Consider the following 16321-nt stretch of genomic DNA (forward strand, 5'->3'; position numbering starts at 1 on the left):
CCGCGCATGAGTGCCTTGAACCTCACCCTGCTGCTGAGCGGCCTGCTGCTGATCGCAGCGCTGGCCGCTTATGCCTGGCATCTGTGGCGCCGCGTCTGGGCGAACCAGCGCGTGCGCGACGAAGCGCAGCAAGAACGCCAGCAACGCATCGGTGGCGATCTGCACATCCTCGCCAGCAGCCTGCTCGATGAGCAGTTGCCGTTGATCGAAGGCGCCATCCGCATCAAGGTGCTGCTCGACAACTATGACAGCGCCCTGAGCAATGACAGCCGCTGCCAGGTGTTCCATCTGCTCTTCGAGGCGACCGCCGAGGTGCCCACGCATGCGGGCTGGAAGGCCCTGGACAAGGCCGAACGGCGCCGCTTCGAAAAACGCTTCAACGAGTTGGAACTGCAGCACAAGGCCGCCGCACGCATCGCCGCTCGCTGGTTGCTGGACGAAGGGCTGAAGAGGCCTCAGACGAGCTTCTGAGGCCTCTTGCCAGGCATCACCAGCCTCATTACCTTGGCGCCTTTGTGGCCGCTCACTGCACGACCGGCCCCGACCGTCCGCACACCAAGGAAATTCGCCATGCGCACGCTGGCTCGCCTGACTATTGCCGCCTCACTGATCAGCCTCGCCGGCTGCCAGTCCCTGCTCAACAGCCGCTATGCCGACAGCGTGCCACCGACGCGCGGTGTCGAGCGCATCCAGGGTGTGGCCGAAAGTGCGTCGGTGCGGCGCAATGCCCTCGGCATGCCACTGATCGAATCGAGCAATTTCCACGACGCCCTGTTTACCCTGGGCTACGTGCATGCAGGTGACCGTCTCAGCCAGATGGTCGGCATGCGCCTGCTGGCTCAGGGTCGCCTGGCCGAGATGGCCGGGCCCGGCGTGCTGGAAATGGACCGTTTCATGCGCGCGGTCAACCTGAAAAAGAATGCGGAAATTCTCTACGCCGACGCCTCGCCACGCCTGAAGCGCTTCTTCGAGGTCTATTCCCGTGGCGTCAACGCCTACCTGTTCCGCTACCGTGATCGCCTGCCGATGGATCTGGCCGAGTCCGGCTACCGCCCCGAGTACTGGAAGCCCGAGGACTCGGTGCTGCTGTTCTGCCTGCTCAACTTCGGCCTGGCGGTGAACCTGCAGGAGGAGATCGCCGCGCTGACCATGGCTCAGCAGGTGGGCACGGACAAGCTGCCCTGGCTGCTGCCGATCTACCCGGACGAACCGCTGCCCTTCGCCGAGGCGGAAAAACTCGCTGGCCTCGACCTCAAGGGCCAGTTGCCGGGCCTGCAGGCGATTTCCCGGACTGCGGCGCAGATCGCCGAACAGCACATGCTCGGCGTCGCCGCTTCGAACAACTGGGCCATCGCCCCGCAGCGTAGCCGTGGCGGCAAGAGCCTGCTGGCCAACGACACTCATCTGCCATTGAGCATGCCTTCGCTGTGGAATTTCGTGCAGATCCGCTCGCCCAAGTACCAGGCCGCCGGCGTGTCCCTGGCGGGCGTGCCGGCCGTGGTCGCCGGCTACAACGGCAAGCTGGCCTGGGGCATGACCATGGTCATGGGCGACAACCAGGATATCTACCTGGAGCGCATCAAACGCGAAGGCAGCCGCCTGATGTACCAAGCCGACGGCAAGTGGCTACCGGTCAGCGAGCGCCAGGAGACGTTCTTCATCCGTGGCCAGCGCCCGATCCGCGAAACACTTTACGAGACCCGCAACGGTCCGCTGCTCAACTCGGTACTCGGCGAACGCAAGCATATGCTGCAGCCCCTGGCGCTGCAGAGCGGCTACGGCCTGGCACTGAAAACCACCCAGTTCGAGCGTGACCAGAGTCTCGATGCCTTCTTCGACCTGTCACGCGCGCAATCGGTGGACCAGGCCTTCGAGGCGACGCGGGAAATCCGCGCCATGCCGCTGAACATCGTCTTCGCCGATGCCCAGCACATCGGCTGGCAGGTCACCGGTCGCTACCCGAACCGCCGCGAAGGTCGCGGCCTGCTGCCCTCGCCCGGCTGGGACGAACGCTACGCCTGGGATGGCTTCGCCGACCCGATGCTGCATCCTTACGATCAGGACCCGCCGCAAGGCTGGCTGGGCACTGCCAATGAGCGCAGCGTGCCGCCCGGTTATGGCATGCAGCTGTCCAGCTCCTGGTATTACCCGGAACGCGCCGAGCGCATCGCCGAGCTGGCCGGCAACGGCCGTCACGATGGTCGCAGCATGATCGCCATGCAGTACGACCAGACCTCCCCCTTCGTCGCCAAACTGCAGGCCATGTTCAATGACCCGGTCATGCACGACTCGCTGCGCCAGGCCATCGCCGCCCTGCCGGCCGGTCAACGCGCGCGGGCCGATGAAGCACTGAAGCGTCTGTTGGCGTTCGACGGCAAGCTCGCCGCCAGTTCGGCCGATGCCGCCATCTACGGTGCCTTCCTGCATGAAAGCGCGCGGCAGATCTTCCTCGACGAGCTGGGCCCGGAAGACAGTCCGGCCTGGAAGGCGCTGGTGCAAACCGCCAACACCTCCTACTCGGCGCAGGCCGATCATCTCCTTGGCCGTGCCGACAGCCCATTCTGGAACGACATCCGCACGCCAGAGCAGGAGGATAAACCGACCATACTCGCGCGCAGCCTGGCCGCCAGCATCGAGCTGTTGGAAAGCCGTCTGGGCGTAGAGCGTCGCAACTGGCAATGGGGCAAGCTGCACACCTATGAGTGGGTGACGGACACCACGCGCATGGCGCCTTACATGAGCGCCAGCCAGCGCACCAGCATCAATGCTCTAAAAGGTTATCTGGATCGCGGCCCCTATCCGGCCGGGGGTGACCACAGCACGCTGAACGTCTCCGCCTATGCCTGGGGCCAGGATTTCCACACCTTCCTGATCCCGGCCATGCGCATCGTGGTGGATTTTGCCGCGGACGAACCCTTGGTTGGCGTCAATAGCTCGGGCCAGTCCGGTAACCCGGCCAGCCCACACTATGCCGACGGCATCGAATCATGGCTGAAAGGTGGCTACATGAGCTTCCCGTTCAAAGCGCAGAACCTGGACAAGGTCTACGGCAACCAGCGCCTGTTGTTGATGCCGGCCAAGTAATGACCGTTCGTCGGGCGGCGCTGAACCTTTCCCTCAGCGCCTGACTCTGAATAGTCGACTTACTCCATAGATCATCGTTTTAAGGCGCCCCTGGCGCCTTTTCTTTTGCCTGCAGGAAAAAGATGGCTTTTTTCCATCACCGTACGGAACTTCCCGAACGAAGCAGGCTCAGAGACTATGCATCGATTGAAATGCTCCCCTGGCGCCTCTGGCGCCTATTTTTTTGCCTGCAATTCAGAGAGCGCCTACTAGGGTCTGTTGCCGTTTCGACGCGAGGCGCGTTGCTGCGCCAAATTGCGCCACGCGAGGCGCGGGATGCAGGTAATGGTCGTTCCCTTGCCAAATCCCGCAACGACGCATGGCGCAATTTGCCGCGCAACCCGAAGGGGCGGGCCAGTTTTTGCGTGGTACGTCGTTACTCGACGGCTCATTTGGGCGACCAAACTTCGCGTCTCGCGCCCAGCCCCACGCAAAAACCGGCTCCGTCGCGGCCGTGCGCGAAACGGCAACAGACCCTAAGCCAGCAGGCTACGGTCGAAGATAAAGGCCTCACCCGCTTGCGGGCGATGCTCCAGCAGACTCTGCGGGCGCCCCATCTTCGGATAATTCTTCTCGCCGGTATCATTGATCCAACCCTGCGCCTTCATCCGCTCCAGCCTCCCGCGCAAGGTGGTGTGCTGCACCGGCTCGCCCAGACAAGCCTGGAACGCCGTCAGCGCTTCGGTCACGGTGAATCGTGGCGCCAGCAGGTACAGCGGCAGGGAGCTGTAGACCGACTTGCCGCGCAATCGCTCGGACGCCAGGCGCACCAGTTGCGTGTGGTCGAATGGCAACGCCTGCTGCCCTGCAGCTATGAGCGCCAGATCGGCGAAGCGCAAACCTTCATCCTGCGGTACGGCATCAGGCGCCAGCAGCGCCAGATAGCAGGTGCTCAACGACCAGCCGCGCGGATCACGCACGCCATTGCCCACCGTCGCTACCTGCTCCAGATACTGCGGTTGCAGGCGCGCCTTGTCCGCCAGCGCACGGGCAGCGGCGGCGTCCAGGCTGGCATCGACGCAACGACCATTGACCAGCACACCCGGTAGCGCCCATTGCCCTGCGTAGGGTTCGCGCTGGCGACGCAGCAGCAGCACCTGCAACGCCCCCTCCTCGCTCAGGCGCAGGGCAACGATATCCACCCCGGCCAGAACCTCCACTGCACTCATCCTGTCCCTTGCTCCTTCATATACTTATTCCATCTTGACCAATAACTCATATTTTTTCACGCAGGATTTGGTGAAAACACTTGACTACATATTTCATCAGATGAAATATGTAGTCACTCACCCACGAGACGGAGGGCGCCATGAAGATCGCCAGCTTCGATGTCGATGCCCAGAAAGGCTTCACCCCGCTGTGCCCCAACGAGCTGCCAGTGCCCGAGGGCGACGCCATCGTCCCGGCACTGAATCAATTGGCCGCTCGCGCCCAGCTGCGTATCGGCAGCAAGGATGCCCACAGCCCGCAAGCCGCCTGGGTGGTGCCAGAACACGCACAGATGCTGCAGCCCCTGCCATTGGCCAATGCCGACCTGACCTGGGTCAGCCACTGCGTGCCCGGTACGCCCGGCTTCGAATTGCTCGATGGCCTGCCAGCGCCGCTGGACTACGACTACTTCGTGTGGAAAGGCGTCGAGCCGGACCTGCACCCTTACGGCGCCTGCTATCACGACCTGGCCGAGAAGCGCAGCACGGGCGTGATCGAATTTCTCCGGCAAAATGACGTCGATCTTGTAGTGGTCGGCGGCCTGGCTCTGGACTACTGCGTCAAGACCACCGCCCTGCAGCTACGCCGCGCCGGCTTCGAGGTGATCGTGCATCTACCGGCCTGCCGCGCGATTGCCAGCGAAACAGCCGAAAACGCCTGCATCGCCATGCGCGAACAGGGCATTACACTGGCCGCCAGCCTGGAACAGCTGGATGGCGCCCTAGCCAAGGAGAATCAGCGATGAGCGAGAGCATCTTCGCCGAACGCACCGTGCAGAACCTGCTGGACACCGACTTCTACAAGCTGACCATGATGCAGGCGGTGCTGCACAACTACCCCAACGCTGAGGTGGAATGGGAGTTCCGCTGCCGCAGCAGCGAGGACCTGACGCCCTACCTGGCCGAGATCCGCTACCAGATCGAACGCTTGAGCGAGCTGAGCCTGAGTATCGATCAGCTCGCTTTTCTCGAAAGTATTCCCTTCATCAAGCCCGACTTCATCCGCTTTCTGAGTTTGTTCCGCTTCAACCTGCGCTACGTGCACACCAGCATCGAAGACGGTCAGTTGAACATCCGCCTGCGCGGCCCCTGGCTGCACATCATCCTCTTCGAGGTACCGTTGCTGGCCATCGTCAGCGAAGTACGCAACCGCTATCGCTACCGCGAAGTGCTGCTGGAACAGGCCGCCGAACGCCTGTACGAGAAGCTCGACTGGCTCAAGGCTGAAGCCTCGCCGAGCGAGCTGGCCGGTTTCCAGCTGGCTGATTTCGGTACCCGCAGGCGCTTCTCCTACCGCGTGCAGGAGCAGGCGGTGCATATCCTCAAGCGCGATTTCCCCGGTCGCTTCGTCGGCACCAGCAATGTGCACCTGGCGCGCGAGTTCGACCTCAAGCCCATTGGCACCATGGCCCACGAGTGGCTGATGGCGCACCAGCAGCTCGGCCCACGGCTGATCGACAGCCAGATCGCCGCCCTCGACTGCTGGGTCCGCGAATACCGCGGCTTGCTCGGCATCGCCCTGACCGACTGCATCACCATGGATGCCTTCCTCGCCGATTTCGACCTGTACTTCGCCAAGCTCTTCGACGGCCTGCGCCATGACTCCGGCGACCCACTGGTGTGGGCGGAAAAGGCCATCGCCCACTACGAGAAACTCGGTATCGACCCCAGGAGCAAGACCCTGGTGTTCTCCGACGGGCTCGACCTGCCCAAGTCGCTACAGCTCTACCGTGCACTTTCCGGGCGAATCCACGTAAGCTTCGGGATCGGCACCAACCTGACCTGCGACATCCCCGGCGTCACCCCCATGAACATCGTGATAAAGATGATCGCCTGCAACGGTCAGCCAGTGGCGAAAATCTCCGATACTCCTGGCAAGACCCAATGCCGCGACGAGAACTTCGTCCATTACCTGAAACACGTCTTTCGCGTTACCCAGTGAGGAGCCAGACATGAGCAACCGCCAAGCCGAAATCGCCGCCGCCCTCGACGTGGTGCCGCCATTCGCCGACGACGCCGCGCTGAGCGCAGAGATCGAGCGGCGCAAGACCTTCATCAAGAACACCCTGAAGAATTCCGGCCTCAAAGTACTTGTTCTGGGTATCAGCGGCGGTGTCGACTCGCTGACTGCCGGGCGCCTGGCCCAGCTTTCGGTCGAGGAGCTGCGCGCCGAAACTGGCGATACTGCTTACCGCTTCATCGCCGTGCGCCTGCCGCACAACGCCCAGCACGACGAACATGACGCCCAGGATTCGCTGAAATTCATCTGCGCCGATGAACAAGACACTGTGAACATCGCCGGCAGCGTCTCCGGCCTTGGCGAGCAGGTCACCCATCTGCAGAAACTGACCGACGCCCGCCGCGATTTCGTCGTTGGTAATATCAAGGCACGTATCCGCATGGTTGCCCAGTTCGCCATTGCCAACGCCAACAACGGCCTGGTGATCGGCACCGATCACGCCGCCGAGGCGGTGATGGGCTTCTTCACCAAGTTCGGTGACGGCGCCTGCGACCTCGCTCCGCTGTCCGGGCTGGTGAAGAAACAGGTACGTGCCATCGCAGCGCACCTGGGCGCACCGCAGCACCTTGTGATGAAAACACCGACTGCCGACCTGGAAGAACTGCGCCCGGGCAAACCGGACGAGGAGGCGCATGGCGTCACCTACACCGAGATCGACGCTTTCCTGCATGGCGAGAAAGTCAGCGACGAAGCCTATGCCACCATCGTTCGCACCTACGACAACACGCGCCACAAACGCGAACTGCCGCTGGTGCCCTGAGCGCCGTAGGGTGGAGAGAAAAAGCCGGGCGATGCCCGGCTTTTTCGTCTGCACTGCAAATCAATGCCACTCCCCTGTCATGTGCCCTGCTGGCGCAGCGAGGCGCTAAAAGCCCGCGCGAGGCCGTCTGTGGGCCACCGGAGCCGGCGGTGGTTGATCGGGCACTGTCGGCTCGCCCGGTTCCTGCGGCGGCACGGGCCTTCCTGGCTGGTCGGGGATATCGGGTTCGGGCTGGCCGGGAATGCCTCCCGCATTGATATCGGGCAAAGACATGAGTCGTTCTCCTGAGCGTGGACTGTTACAGGTGGAGCCCCACATGAGCAGGAAATTCAGGCTACCCGACCAAACGCTAGCGCGCACAAAAAAGCCGGGCTGAGCCCGGCTTTCTGACAACGCTTTGGCGATCATGCCTTGGGCAGGGTTACCCCGGTCTGGCCCTGGTACTTGCCGCCGCGATCGCGGTAGGAAACCTCACAGGCCTCGTCGGATTGCAGGAACAGCATCTGCGCCACGCCTTCGTTGGCGTAGATCTTCGCCGGCAGGTTGGTGGTGTTGGAGAACTCCAGAGTCACGTGACCTTCCCACTCCGGCTCCAGCGGCGTGACGTTGACGATGATGCCGCAACGCGCGTAAGTGCTCTTGCCCAGGCAGATGGTCAGTACGTCGCGCGGGATGCGGAAGTATTCGACAGTGCGCGCCAGGGCGAAGGAGTTAGGCGGAATGATGCAGACGTCGCTCTTGATGTCGACGAAGCTCTTCTCATCGAAATTCTTCGGATCGACGATGGCCGAGTGGATATTGGTGAACACCTTGAATTCATCGGCGCAACGTACGTCGTAGCCGTAGCTGGAAACACCGTAGGAGATGACGCGACTGTCGTCGGCACCGCGTACCTGGCGCTCGACGTAAGGCTCGATCATGCCGTGTTCCTGGGCCATGCGGCGAATCCACTTGTCCGATTTGATGCTCATGGCGAGGTGTCCTGAGTAGGCGGTTACAAGAAAAGTGAGCGCATCTTACCGATGCAGACGCCACGCTTCAAAGATTGCCGGCGCCCCTATCGACCATTATTTGCAAAAAAGCTGCATCGAGCATTCGCACTTGGCGATAAAAACACGTATGGTGTCCCCACTGTGCTGCATGTGTCACCGCGAATCGCTACTTGATGCCTAGATCTCGATCCAAACATCGTCCGACTCCTAGTACTCGTTGCACTCAGTCCCGGCCTGGGCTTTTCCAGGGCTGTTATTACTTTTGTTAGGAGACATCACATGTCCAATCGTCAGACTGGCACCGTCAAGTGGTTCAACGATGAGAAAGGCTACGGCTTCATCACCCCGCAATCCGGTGACGACCTCTTCGTACACTTCAAAGCCATTCAGAGCGATGGCTTCAAGAGCCTGAAAGAAGGCCAGCAAGTGACTTTCGTGGCCACCCGTGGTCAGAAAGGCATGCAAGCTGAGGAAGTTCAGGTTGTCTAACCTGAGCTGACCTGCTTGAAAAGAGCCCCGCCTAGTGCGGGGCTTTTTTGTGGGTGTCTGGATGGTGCTTGTCTCCCCTCTCCCATTTATTGGGGGCACGCCTACTGGAGAGGGCCGGGGGAGAGACTACCGAGTCGCCTGCATTGCCCTCTCCCGCCCTTCGGGCACCCCGCTCCGCGCCCCGGCCTGATCGCTTCGCGATCAGGCGCTCATCGGCGCAGGAAGCGATGCTTCCAAAACGCGCCTCTTCGCCCCATAAATGGGAGAGGGTCATCAGAGGGCCGCTGCGCGGTTGCTGTTAGTCCTCACTGATCTCGATACTGGGCATCGCCGGCTGGCCGGCCAGGGCGATACGCGCGCCAACCTTGCGCGCCAGGTCCTGATAGATCATGGCAATCTGGCTTTCCGGATCGGCAATCGTGGTCGGTTTGCCATCATCGGCCTGCATGCGAATGGCCATCGACAGCGGCAGTGAGGCCAGCAGCTCGACGCCATACTGCGCTGCCAACTTCTCACCACCGCCCTCGCCGAACAGATGCTCGGCATGGCCGCAGTTCGAACAGATGTGCACAGCCATGTTCTCCACCACGCCGAGCACAGGGATATGCACCTTGCGGAACATCTCCACGCCTTTCTTGGCATCGAGCAGAGCCAGGTCCTGTGGCGTGGTGACGATCACGCTGCCAGCCACCGGCACCTTCTGCGCCAGGGTCAACTGGATGTCGCCAGTGCCCGGTGGCATGTCCACCACCAGGTAATCGAGATCGTTCCAGGCGGTCTGGGTAATCAGTTGCAGCAAGGCGCCGCTGACCATCGGCCCACGCCACACCATCGGCGTGTTGTCGTCGGTGAGAAAGGCCATGGACATCACCTGCACGCCATGCGCCTCGAGCGGCACGAACCATTTCTGATCCTTGACCTGCGGCCGCGTACCTTCGGCGATGCCGAACATGATGCCCTGGCTGGGGCCGTAGATATCAGCATCGAGAATGCCCACGCGCGCGCCTTCACGCGCCAGGGCCAAGGCCAGGTTGGCTGCGGTTGTGGATTTGCCTACACCACCCTTGCCTGAGGCCACGGCGATCACGTTCTTGACCCCGGCCAGTGCCGGCACCTGGGCCTGGCCCTGATGCGAGTCGATCACGCAATCGACCTTTACCTGCGCACTGTCGATGCCATCGAGGTTCTCCAGCGCCATCTGCAGCATCTGCGCCCAACCGTTCTTGAACAGGCCGGCGGCATAACCGAGCTGCAAACGCACGGAAACACGCGCGCCCTGAATGTCGACTTCACGCAGGCAACCGGCACTGACCGGGTCCTGATCAAGATGAGGATCGGTGAACTGACGCAGACAGGCTTCGACCGTTTCGCGGGTGACGGCACTCATGCATGGACTCCAGAAGGCAGCGCAATAACAGGCCGGCATCATAGCAGCAGCACCGAGCCATGCGCGGTCCATCGACCACGCTTGCCTGGTGCAGGTGGCTTGCAGCCTGCCGCTGCTTTATAGTTGCCGACTTCCCTCGTTTTACCAGTGCAGCCGATCACCATGACCGAAGCCCGCAAGATTCTCGTTACCAGCGCCCTCCCCTACGCCAACGGTTCGATCCACCTCGGCCACATGCTCGAGTACGTGCAGACCGACATGTGGGTGCGCTACCAGAAGCTGCGTGGCAACCAGGCCATCTACGTCTGTGCCGACGATGCGCACGGCTCGGCGATCATGCTGCGTGCAGAGAAGGAAGGCATCACGCCTGAGCAGCTCATCGCCAACGTGCAGGCCGAGCACACCGCCGACTTCGCCGACTTCGGCGTGGAGTTCGACAACTACCACTCCACCCACTCGGAGGAGAACCGCGAGCTGTCGGCGTCCATCTACCTGGCACTTCGCGACGCCGGCCATATCGCCACCCGCGCGGTGACCCAGTATTTCGACCCCGAGAAAGGCATGTTCCTCGCCGACCGCTTCATCAAGGGCACCTGCCCGAAGTGCGCCGCTGAGGATCAGTACGGCGACAACTGCGAGAAATGCGGCGCTACCTATGCACCGACCGAGCTGAAGAACCCGCGTTCGGCCATTTCCGGTGCGGTGCCGGTGCTCAAGGAGTCGCAACATTTCTTCTTCAAGCTGCCCGACTTCGAAGCCATGCTCAAGCAGTGGACGCGCAGCGGCACCCTGCAGGACGCCGTGGCCAACAAGCTCGCCGAGTGGCTGGACAGCGGCCTGCAGGAGTGGGATATCTCCCGTGATGCGCCCTACTTCGGCTTCGAGATCCCCGACCAGCCGGGCAAGTACTTCTACGTCTGGCTGGATGCGCCGATCGGCTACATGGCCAGCTTCAAGAACCTCTGCTCACGCCGCCCGGAACTGGATTTCGACGCTTTCTGGGGCAAGGATTCCAGCGCCGAGCTGTACCACTTCATCGGCAAGGACATCGTCAACTTCCACGCCCTGTTCTGGCCCGCGATGCTCGAAGGCGCCGGCTACCGCAAGCCGACCGCAGTCAACGTGCACGGTTACCTGACAGTGAACGGGCAGAAGATGTCCAAATCGCGCGGCACCTTCATCAAGGCGCGCACCTATCTCGATCACCTGAACCCGGAGTACCTGCGCTACTACTACGCCGCCAAGCTGGGCCGTGGCGTGGATGATCTGGACCTGAACCTCGAGGACTTCGTGCAGAAGGTCAACTCGGACCTGGTCGGCAAGGTGGTCAATATCGCCAGCCGCTGCGCCGGCTTCATCCACAAGGGCAATGGCGGCCTGCTGGTCGCCGCCAACCCGGAGCCCGAACTGTGGGAAGCCTTCCAGGCCGCCGCGCCGAGCATCGCCGACGCTTACGAGGCGCGTGATTTCTCCCGCGCCATGCGCGAGATCATGGCGCTGGCCGACCGCGCCAACGCCTGGATCGCCGACAAGGCGCCCTGGGCACTGAACAAGGTCGAGGGCAAGCAGGCCGAGGTGCAGGAAATCTGCGCGCTGGGCATCAACCTGTTCCGCCAGCTGGTGATCATGCTCAAGCCGGTGCTGCCGAAGCTGGCCGCAGAAGCAGAAGCCTTCCTCAACGTGAAACCGCAAACCTGGTCCGACCTGGCGCTGCCGCTGGCCAATCACCAGTTGAACCCGTTCAACCCACTGCTGACCCGCATCGAGCCAGCAAGGATCGAAGCCATGATCGAAGCCTCCAAGGAAGACCTGGCCGCCGAAGCGCCCAAGCCACAAGGTAATGGCGAACTTGCCAAGGACCCGCTGGCTGCCGAGATCAATTTCGACGCCTTCGCTGCCGTCGACCTGCGTATCGCCCTGATCGAGAAGTGCGAGTTCGTCGAAGGCGCCGACAAGCTGCTGCGCCTGTCGCTGGATATTGGCGACGAGAAGCGCAACGTATTCTCCGGCATCAAGTCCGCTTACCCCGACCCGAGCAAGCTGGAAGGCCGCCTGACCCTGTACGTCGCCAACCTGGCGCCGCGCAAGATGAAGTTCGGCATCAGCGAAGGCATGGTCCTGGCCGCCGGCCCCGGTGGCGAGGACATCTACCTGCTCAGCCCGGACAGCGGCGCCAAGCCGGGTCAGCGCGTCAAGTAAGCCAAGCGCCAGGAGGCGAGGATGAAACCATGGATGGTAGTGCCGCTGCTGGCTGTGCTGGCCGGCTGCTCGGAACAATCGGGCGCCCCGCTCGGCGGCGCCCTGCAAGGTGAACGCAACAAGGCCGGCAACTATCTGGCCTATGAACACCATGCAGGCATCGAACTGGCAGCCGAGCAGATCGGCGAACGTATCGCGGCCACGCGCGAAGCCTGCCTGGCCGAGCGCTTCGGCACCTGCAACCTGATTGCCGCCCAGCAGAGCAGCGGCCGAGCACCTCACGGCGAACTGACCCTGCGCATCGTGCCGGACGGCGTCGAGGCCATCACCGCTTTGGCCAGCGAGGGCGGCGAGCTGACCCATCGCACCACCCGCGCCGAAGACCTGGCCCAGGCCGTGAACGACAACCAGCGCCAGCACGAGCAACTGCTGCGCCAGCAACAGACCCTGCAACAGTTCGAAAAGCGCGATGACCTGGCCGTGGCCGACCTGCTGGCTCTGGCCCGTGAGCAGGCCGCCCTGGAAGTGCAACTGCAGGTACTGGCGCAAGAGGCTGCCCAACAGCAGCGGCGTCTGGATACCAACCTGCTGACCCTGAATTTCAGCAGCCCCTACGAAAGCTCACCCCTGGGCCGCATCGGCGACGCCTTCTCGCGCCTGACGGACAACCTCGCCGAAGGCACCGCCAACCTGATCGAGTTCATCGGCTACAGCCTGCCCTTCCTCATCGTGCTGTTCCCCGTGGCACTGGGTTTGCGCAAACTTTGGAAACGCCTCGCCAGCCGCTGAAAAGATCCATACTGCTTGCGACGCGAGGTCGCCAAGGGTAGGCAATTCGCCGCATCCGGCTTGTATGGCCGGGGCGGCTTCCCGATAATAGGCGCCCTTTTCCTATGGCCTTTGCGCACTCGACGGCAACCCGATGACCGAACTCGTCCTGATCATGGTCAGCGCCATCCTGGTCAATAATTTCGTGCTGGTGCAGTTCCTCGGCCTGTGTCCGTTCATGGGCGTGTCGAAGAAGATCGAAACCGCCATCGGCCTGTCCCTGGCCACCACCTTCGTGCTGACCCTGGCCGCCATGTGCAGCTACCTGGTGCAGCAGTACGTGCTCAAGCCGCTGGATCTGGAATTCCTGCGCACCATCAGCTTCATTCTGGTGATCGCGGTCACCGTGCAGTTCACCGAGATGGTGGTGAACAAGACCAGTCCGCTGCTCTATCGCGTGCTGGGCATCTTCCTGCCGCTGATCACCACCAACTGCATCGTCCTCGGCGTCGCCCTGCTCAACGCCAACAAGGCCGAGTTCACGTTCATCACCGCCACCGCCAACGGCTTCGCTGCGGGTCTGGGTTTCTCCCTGGTGCTGGTGCTGTTCGCCGCCATGCGTGAGCGCATCGCCATCGCCGACGTGCCGAAATCCTTCCAGGGCGCGGCCATCGGCATGATCACCGCCGGCCTGATGTCGCTGGCGTTCATGGGCTTTGCCGGGTTGATCAAGCTATGAGCCTGGTCCTCATCGCCGTACTCGCGCTGCTCGGCCTGTGCCTGATCGCCGGTGCCATCCTCGGTTTCGCTGCGGTGCGCTTCAAGGTCGAAGGCGACCCCATCGCCGAGCAGATCAACGCCCTGTTGCCACAGACCCAGTGCGGCCAGTGCGGCTACCCAGGCTGCAAACCTTACGCCGAGGCGATCGCCGGCGGCGACAAGATCAACAAGTGTCCACCCGGCGGCGAGGCGACCATCCAGGCGCTGGCCGACCTGCTGGATGTCGAGGCAGAGCCGCTGGATGCGGTGGAAGGCGAGAAGCCGCAGATGGTCGCCTACATCCGCGAGGCCGAGTGCATCGGCTGCACCAAGTGCATCCAGGCCTGCCCGGTGGACGCCATCGTCGGCGCGGCGCGGCAGATGCACACGGTGATCGTCAGCGAGTGCACCGGCTGCGACCTGTGCGTCGAACCCTGCCCGGTGGACTGCATCGACATGATCGAGGTCGGCAGCACCGTGCAGAACTGGAAATGGGACAAGCCGCTGGCACCCGGCCAACTGATCGCCAGTGACCGGGAGCAGGCGGCATGAGCGCACAGGAAAGGATCTGGGATATCCCCGGCGGCATCCACCCGGCCGAGCGCAAGGAACTGTCCAATCGCACGCCGATCCAGCAGGCGCCGCTGCCCAAGCGCCTGGTGTTGCCGCTCGGCCAGCATATCGGTGCAGTCGCCGAGCCCTGCGTGGTCGTCGGCCAGCGTGTGCGCAAGGGCGAGAAGATCGCCGAGGCCAATGGCTTCGTCAGCGCGCCGCTGCATGCCCCGACCTCCGGTACCGTCAGCTTTATCGGCCCGCAGCCCTACCCACACGCTTCCGGCATGCTGGCGCCGGCCATCGTCATCGACAGCGACGGCCTGGACGAATGGATCGAACTGACGCCGCACACCGACTACCGGCATATGGAATCGGCCGAGCTGCTGGCGCTGATCCGCGAAGCCGGCATCAGCGGCCTGGGCGGCGCAGGATTCCCCACGGCGGTGAAACTCACTGCGCGCCCTACGCAGAAGATTCACACACTGATCATCAACGGCACCGAGTGTGAGCCCTATATCACCGCCGATGACCTGCTGATGCGCGAGCGCGCCGCTGAACTGGTTTCCGGCATCGATATCCTGGTGCAGCTGATCCAGCCCGATCAGGTGCTGATCGGCATCGAGGACAACAAGCCCGAGGCCATCGCCGCCGTGCGCGGTGCCTGCAGCGAGCGCAGCTACCAGGTGCGGGTATTCCCCACCAAGTATCCGTCCGGCGGCGAGAAGCAACTGATCCAGATTCTCACCGGTGTCGAGGTGCCCTCGGGCGGGCTGCCGGCCGATATCGGCATCCTCTGCCAGAACGTCGGCACCTGCACGGCTATTCACGACGCAGTGGTACTTGGCAAGCCGCTGATTTCGCGCATCACCACCCTGACCGGCGAGGCGCTGGCGCGCCCGGGTAACGTCGAGACGCTGCTCGGCACGCCCGTGGGCGAGCTGCTGGCGTTTGCCGGGCTGGATCAGGCCAAGCTCAGCCGCCTCATCATGGGCGGGCCGATGATGGGCTTTACCTTGCCCAGCCTCGACGTACCGCTGATCAAAACCAGCAACTGCCTGCTGGCCAGTACCGCCGCCGAGCTGCCGCCACCTCCGCCAGCCATGCCCTGTATCCGCTGCGGCGAGTGCGCCGAAGCCTGCCCGGCCAGCCTGCTGCCACAACAACTGCATTTCTTCGCCCTGGGCCAGGAGCACGAGCAGCTCAAGGCGCACAACCTGTTCGACTGTATCGAGTGCGGCGCCTGCGCCTACGTCTGCCCATCGAGCATCCCGCTGGTGCAGTACTACCGCGCAGCCAAGGCGGAAATCCGCGAACTGGAACAGAAGCAGCTCAAGGCCGAGCATTCCAAACAGCGTTTCGAGCAGCGCCAGGAGCGCCTGCGCCGCGCCGAGGAACAGAAGGAAGCCGAGCGCAAGGCACGCGCCGAGAAAGCCGCCCGCGCCAAGGCCGCGCAAGCCGAAGCGCCAGCCGTAGCGGCAGCCGCGCCGGCCGACGAAGCGCTGAAGAAGCTCAAGATCGAAGCCAGCATGGCCCAGGTCGCGCTGAAGAAGGCGGAAAAACAGCTGGCCGCCCATGACACGCCGGAACTGCAAGCCCAGGTCAATGAGCTGCGCGCCGCCGCCGAGGCTGCACATAAGGCCCTGGCCGATACCCAGGCGGCTGCACCTGCTCCCGCACCCAAGCCAGCCGGCGATGAAGCCTTGAAGAAGGCCAAGATCGAAGCGGCCATGCTCAAGGCCCAGCTGCGCAAGCTGGAGAAGCTCGAAACCCCTGACGACGAGCAGCAGGCCGAAATCGCCCGCCTGCGTCAGCAGCTGGAAGAAGCCGAGAAGTCCCTGGCCGATCTGCAAAACCAGGCGCCTGCGCCAACTGCCAAACCTGCGGGCGACGAAGCCTTGAAGAAGGCCAAGATCGAAGCCGCCATGCTCAAGGCCCAGCTGCGCAAGCTGGAGAAGCTCGAAACCCCTGACGACGAGCAGCAGGCCGAAATCGCCCGCCTGCGTCAGCAGCTGGAAGAAGCCGAGAAGTCCCTGGCCGATCTGCAAAACCAGGCGCCTGCGC

The 16321-nt window shown here is 63.0% G+C and carries 15 protein-coding genes; 11 read left to right on the forward strand and 4 right to left on the reverse strand.

Annotated features, from left to right (window positions below; genetic code table 11):
* Positions 1-6 precede the first annotated feature (6 nt).
* Both INS93_RS09955 and INS93_RS09960 read left to right on the forward strand, forming a co-directional pair.
* A complete protein-coding gene (locus INS93_RS09955) occupies positions 7-471 on the forward strand; it encodes a DUF2489 domain-containing protein (protein WP_192981381.1) in 465 nt (154 codons plus the stop codon).
* A 99-nt stretch (positions 472-570) separates the two neighbouring features.
* On the forward strand, positions 571-3084 hold the full coding sequence (locus INS93_RS09960) for a penicillin acylase family protein (protein WP_192981384.1): 2514 nt from the start codon (positions 571-573) through the stop codon (positions 3082-3084).
* A gap of 515 nt (positions 3085-3599) precedes the next feature.
* Here the strand turns inward: INS93_RS09960 and INS93_RS09965 are convergent.
* Entirely contained in the window at positions 3600-4292 is a 693-nt protein-coding gene (locus tag INS93_RS09965) for an NUDIX hydrolase (RefSeq protein ID WP_192981387.1), read from the reverse strand.
* A 140-nt stretch (positions 4293-4432) separates the two neighbouring features.
* Between INS93_RS09965 and INS93_RS09970 the strand changes: the two genes are divergently transcribed.
* Genes INS93_RS09970 through nadE form a run of 3 tightly spaced genes read left to right on the forward strand, consistent with a single transcriptional unit; the run spans position 4433 to position 7111 of the window.
* Entirely contained in the window at positions 4433-5077 is a 645-nt protein-coding gene (locus INS93_RS09970; RefSeq protein ID WP_192981390.1) for a nicotinamidase, read from the forward strand.
* The gene (pncB, locus tag INS93_RS09975) at positions 5074-6273 is read left to right on the forward strand and encodes a nicotinate phosphoribosyltransferase (protein WP_160020547.1); all 1200 of its coding nucleotides are present in this window, start codon (positions 5074-5076) and stop codon (positions 6271-6273) included. Before INS93_RS09970 ends, pncB begins: the two co-directional genes overlap by 4 nt.
* Before the next feature lie 10 nt (positions 6274-6283).
* Positions 6284-7111, forward strand: a complete 828-nt coding sequence (nadE, locus tag INS93_RS09980) for an ammonia-dependent NAD(+) synthetase (protein ID WP_192981403.1) — start codon at positions 6284-6286, stop codon at positions 7109-7111.
* Between the two features lie 105 nt (positions 7112-7216).
* Here nadE and INS93_RS25085 read toward each other — a convergent pair whose 3' ends face one another.
* Positions 7217-7429, reverse strand: coding sequence for a hypothetical protein (locus INS93_RS25085; protein WP_420707296.1), 213 nt, complete (start codon positions 7427-7429; stop codon positions 7217-7219).
* A gap of 86 nt (positions 7430-7515) precedes the next feature.
* A complete protein-coding gene (gene dcd, locus INS93_RS09985; RefSeq protein WP_004423764.1) occupies positions 7516-8082 on the reverse strand; it encodes a dCTP deaminase in 567 nt (188 codons plus the stop codon).
* Positions 8083-8382: 300 nt separating this feature from the next.
* Here dcd and INS93_RS09990 point away from each other — a divergent pair, with 300 nt between their 5' ends.
* Positions 8383-8592, forward strand: coding sequence for a cold-shock protein (locus INS93_RS09990; RefSeq protein ID WP_004423761.1), 210 nt, complete (start codon positions 8383-8385; stop codon positions 8590-8592).
* 298 nt (positions 8593-8890) lie between these two features.
* Here INS93_RS09990 and apbC read toward each other — a convergent pair whose 3' ends face one another.
* The gene (gene apbC / locus INS93_RS09995) at positions 8891-9979 is read right to left on the reverse strand and encodes an iron-sulfur cluster carrier protein ApbC (protein WP_192981406.1); all 1089 of its coding nucleotides are present in this window, start codon (positions 9977-9979) and stop codon (positions 8891-8893) included.
* Positions 9980-10141: 162 nt separating this feature from the next.
* On the opposite strand from apbC, the gene metG reads away from it, so the two are divergent.
* The 5 genes from metG to rsxC all read left to right on the forward strand — a co-directional run.
* A complete protein-coding gene (metG, locus tag INS93_RS10000; protein WP_192981420.1) occupies positions 10142-12178 on the forward strand; it encodes a methionine--tRNA ligase in 2037 nt (678 codons plus the stop codon).
* 21 nt (positions 12179-12199) lie between these two features.
* Positions 12200-12967: a DUF4349 domain-containing protein gene (locus INS93_RS10005; protein WP_192981423.1), complete on the forward strand. Its 768-nt coding sequence runs from the start codon at positions 12200-12202 to the stop codon at positions 12965-12967.
* Positions 12968-13100: 133 nt separating this feature from the next.
* Complete coding sequence (gene rsxA, locus INS93_RS10010) at positions 13101-13685, forward strand: electron transport complex subunit RsxA (protein WP_021488430.1); 585 nt, start codon at positions 13101-13103, stop codon at positions 13683-13685.
* Positions 13682-14257 carry an electron transport complex subunit RsxB gene (rsxB, locus tag INS93_RS10015; RefSeq protein ID WP_160020555.1) on the forward strand — a complete coding sequence of 192 codons (576 nt, stop codon included), beginning with the start codon at positions 13682-13684 and terminating at the stop codon, positions 14255-14257. Before rsxA ends, rsxB begins: the two co-directional genes overlap by 4 nt.
* A partial coding sequence (rsxC, locus tag INS93_RS10020; protein ID WP_192981426.1) for an electron transport complex subunit RsxC occupies positions 14254-16321 on the forward strand: 2068 nt, incomplete at its 3' end. The genes rsxB and rsxC, both read left to right, overlap by 4 nt.

It is taken from the genome of Pseudomonas sp. EggHat1 (assembly GCF_014892995.1).
Taxonomy (GTDB): domain Bacteria; phylum Pseudomonadota; class Gammaproteobacteria; order Pseudomonadales; family Pseudomonadaceae; genus Aquipseudomonas; species Aquipseudomonas chaetocerotis.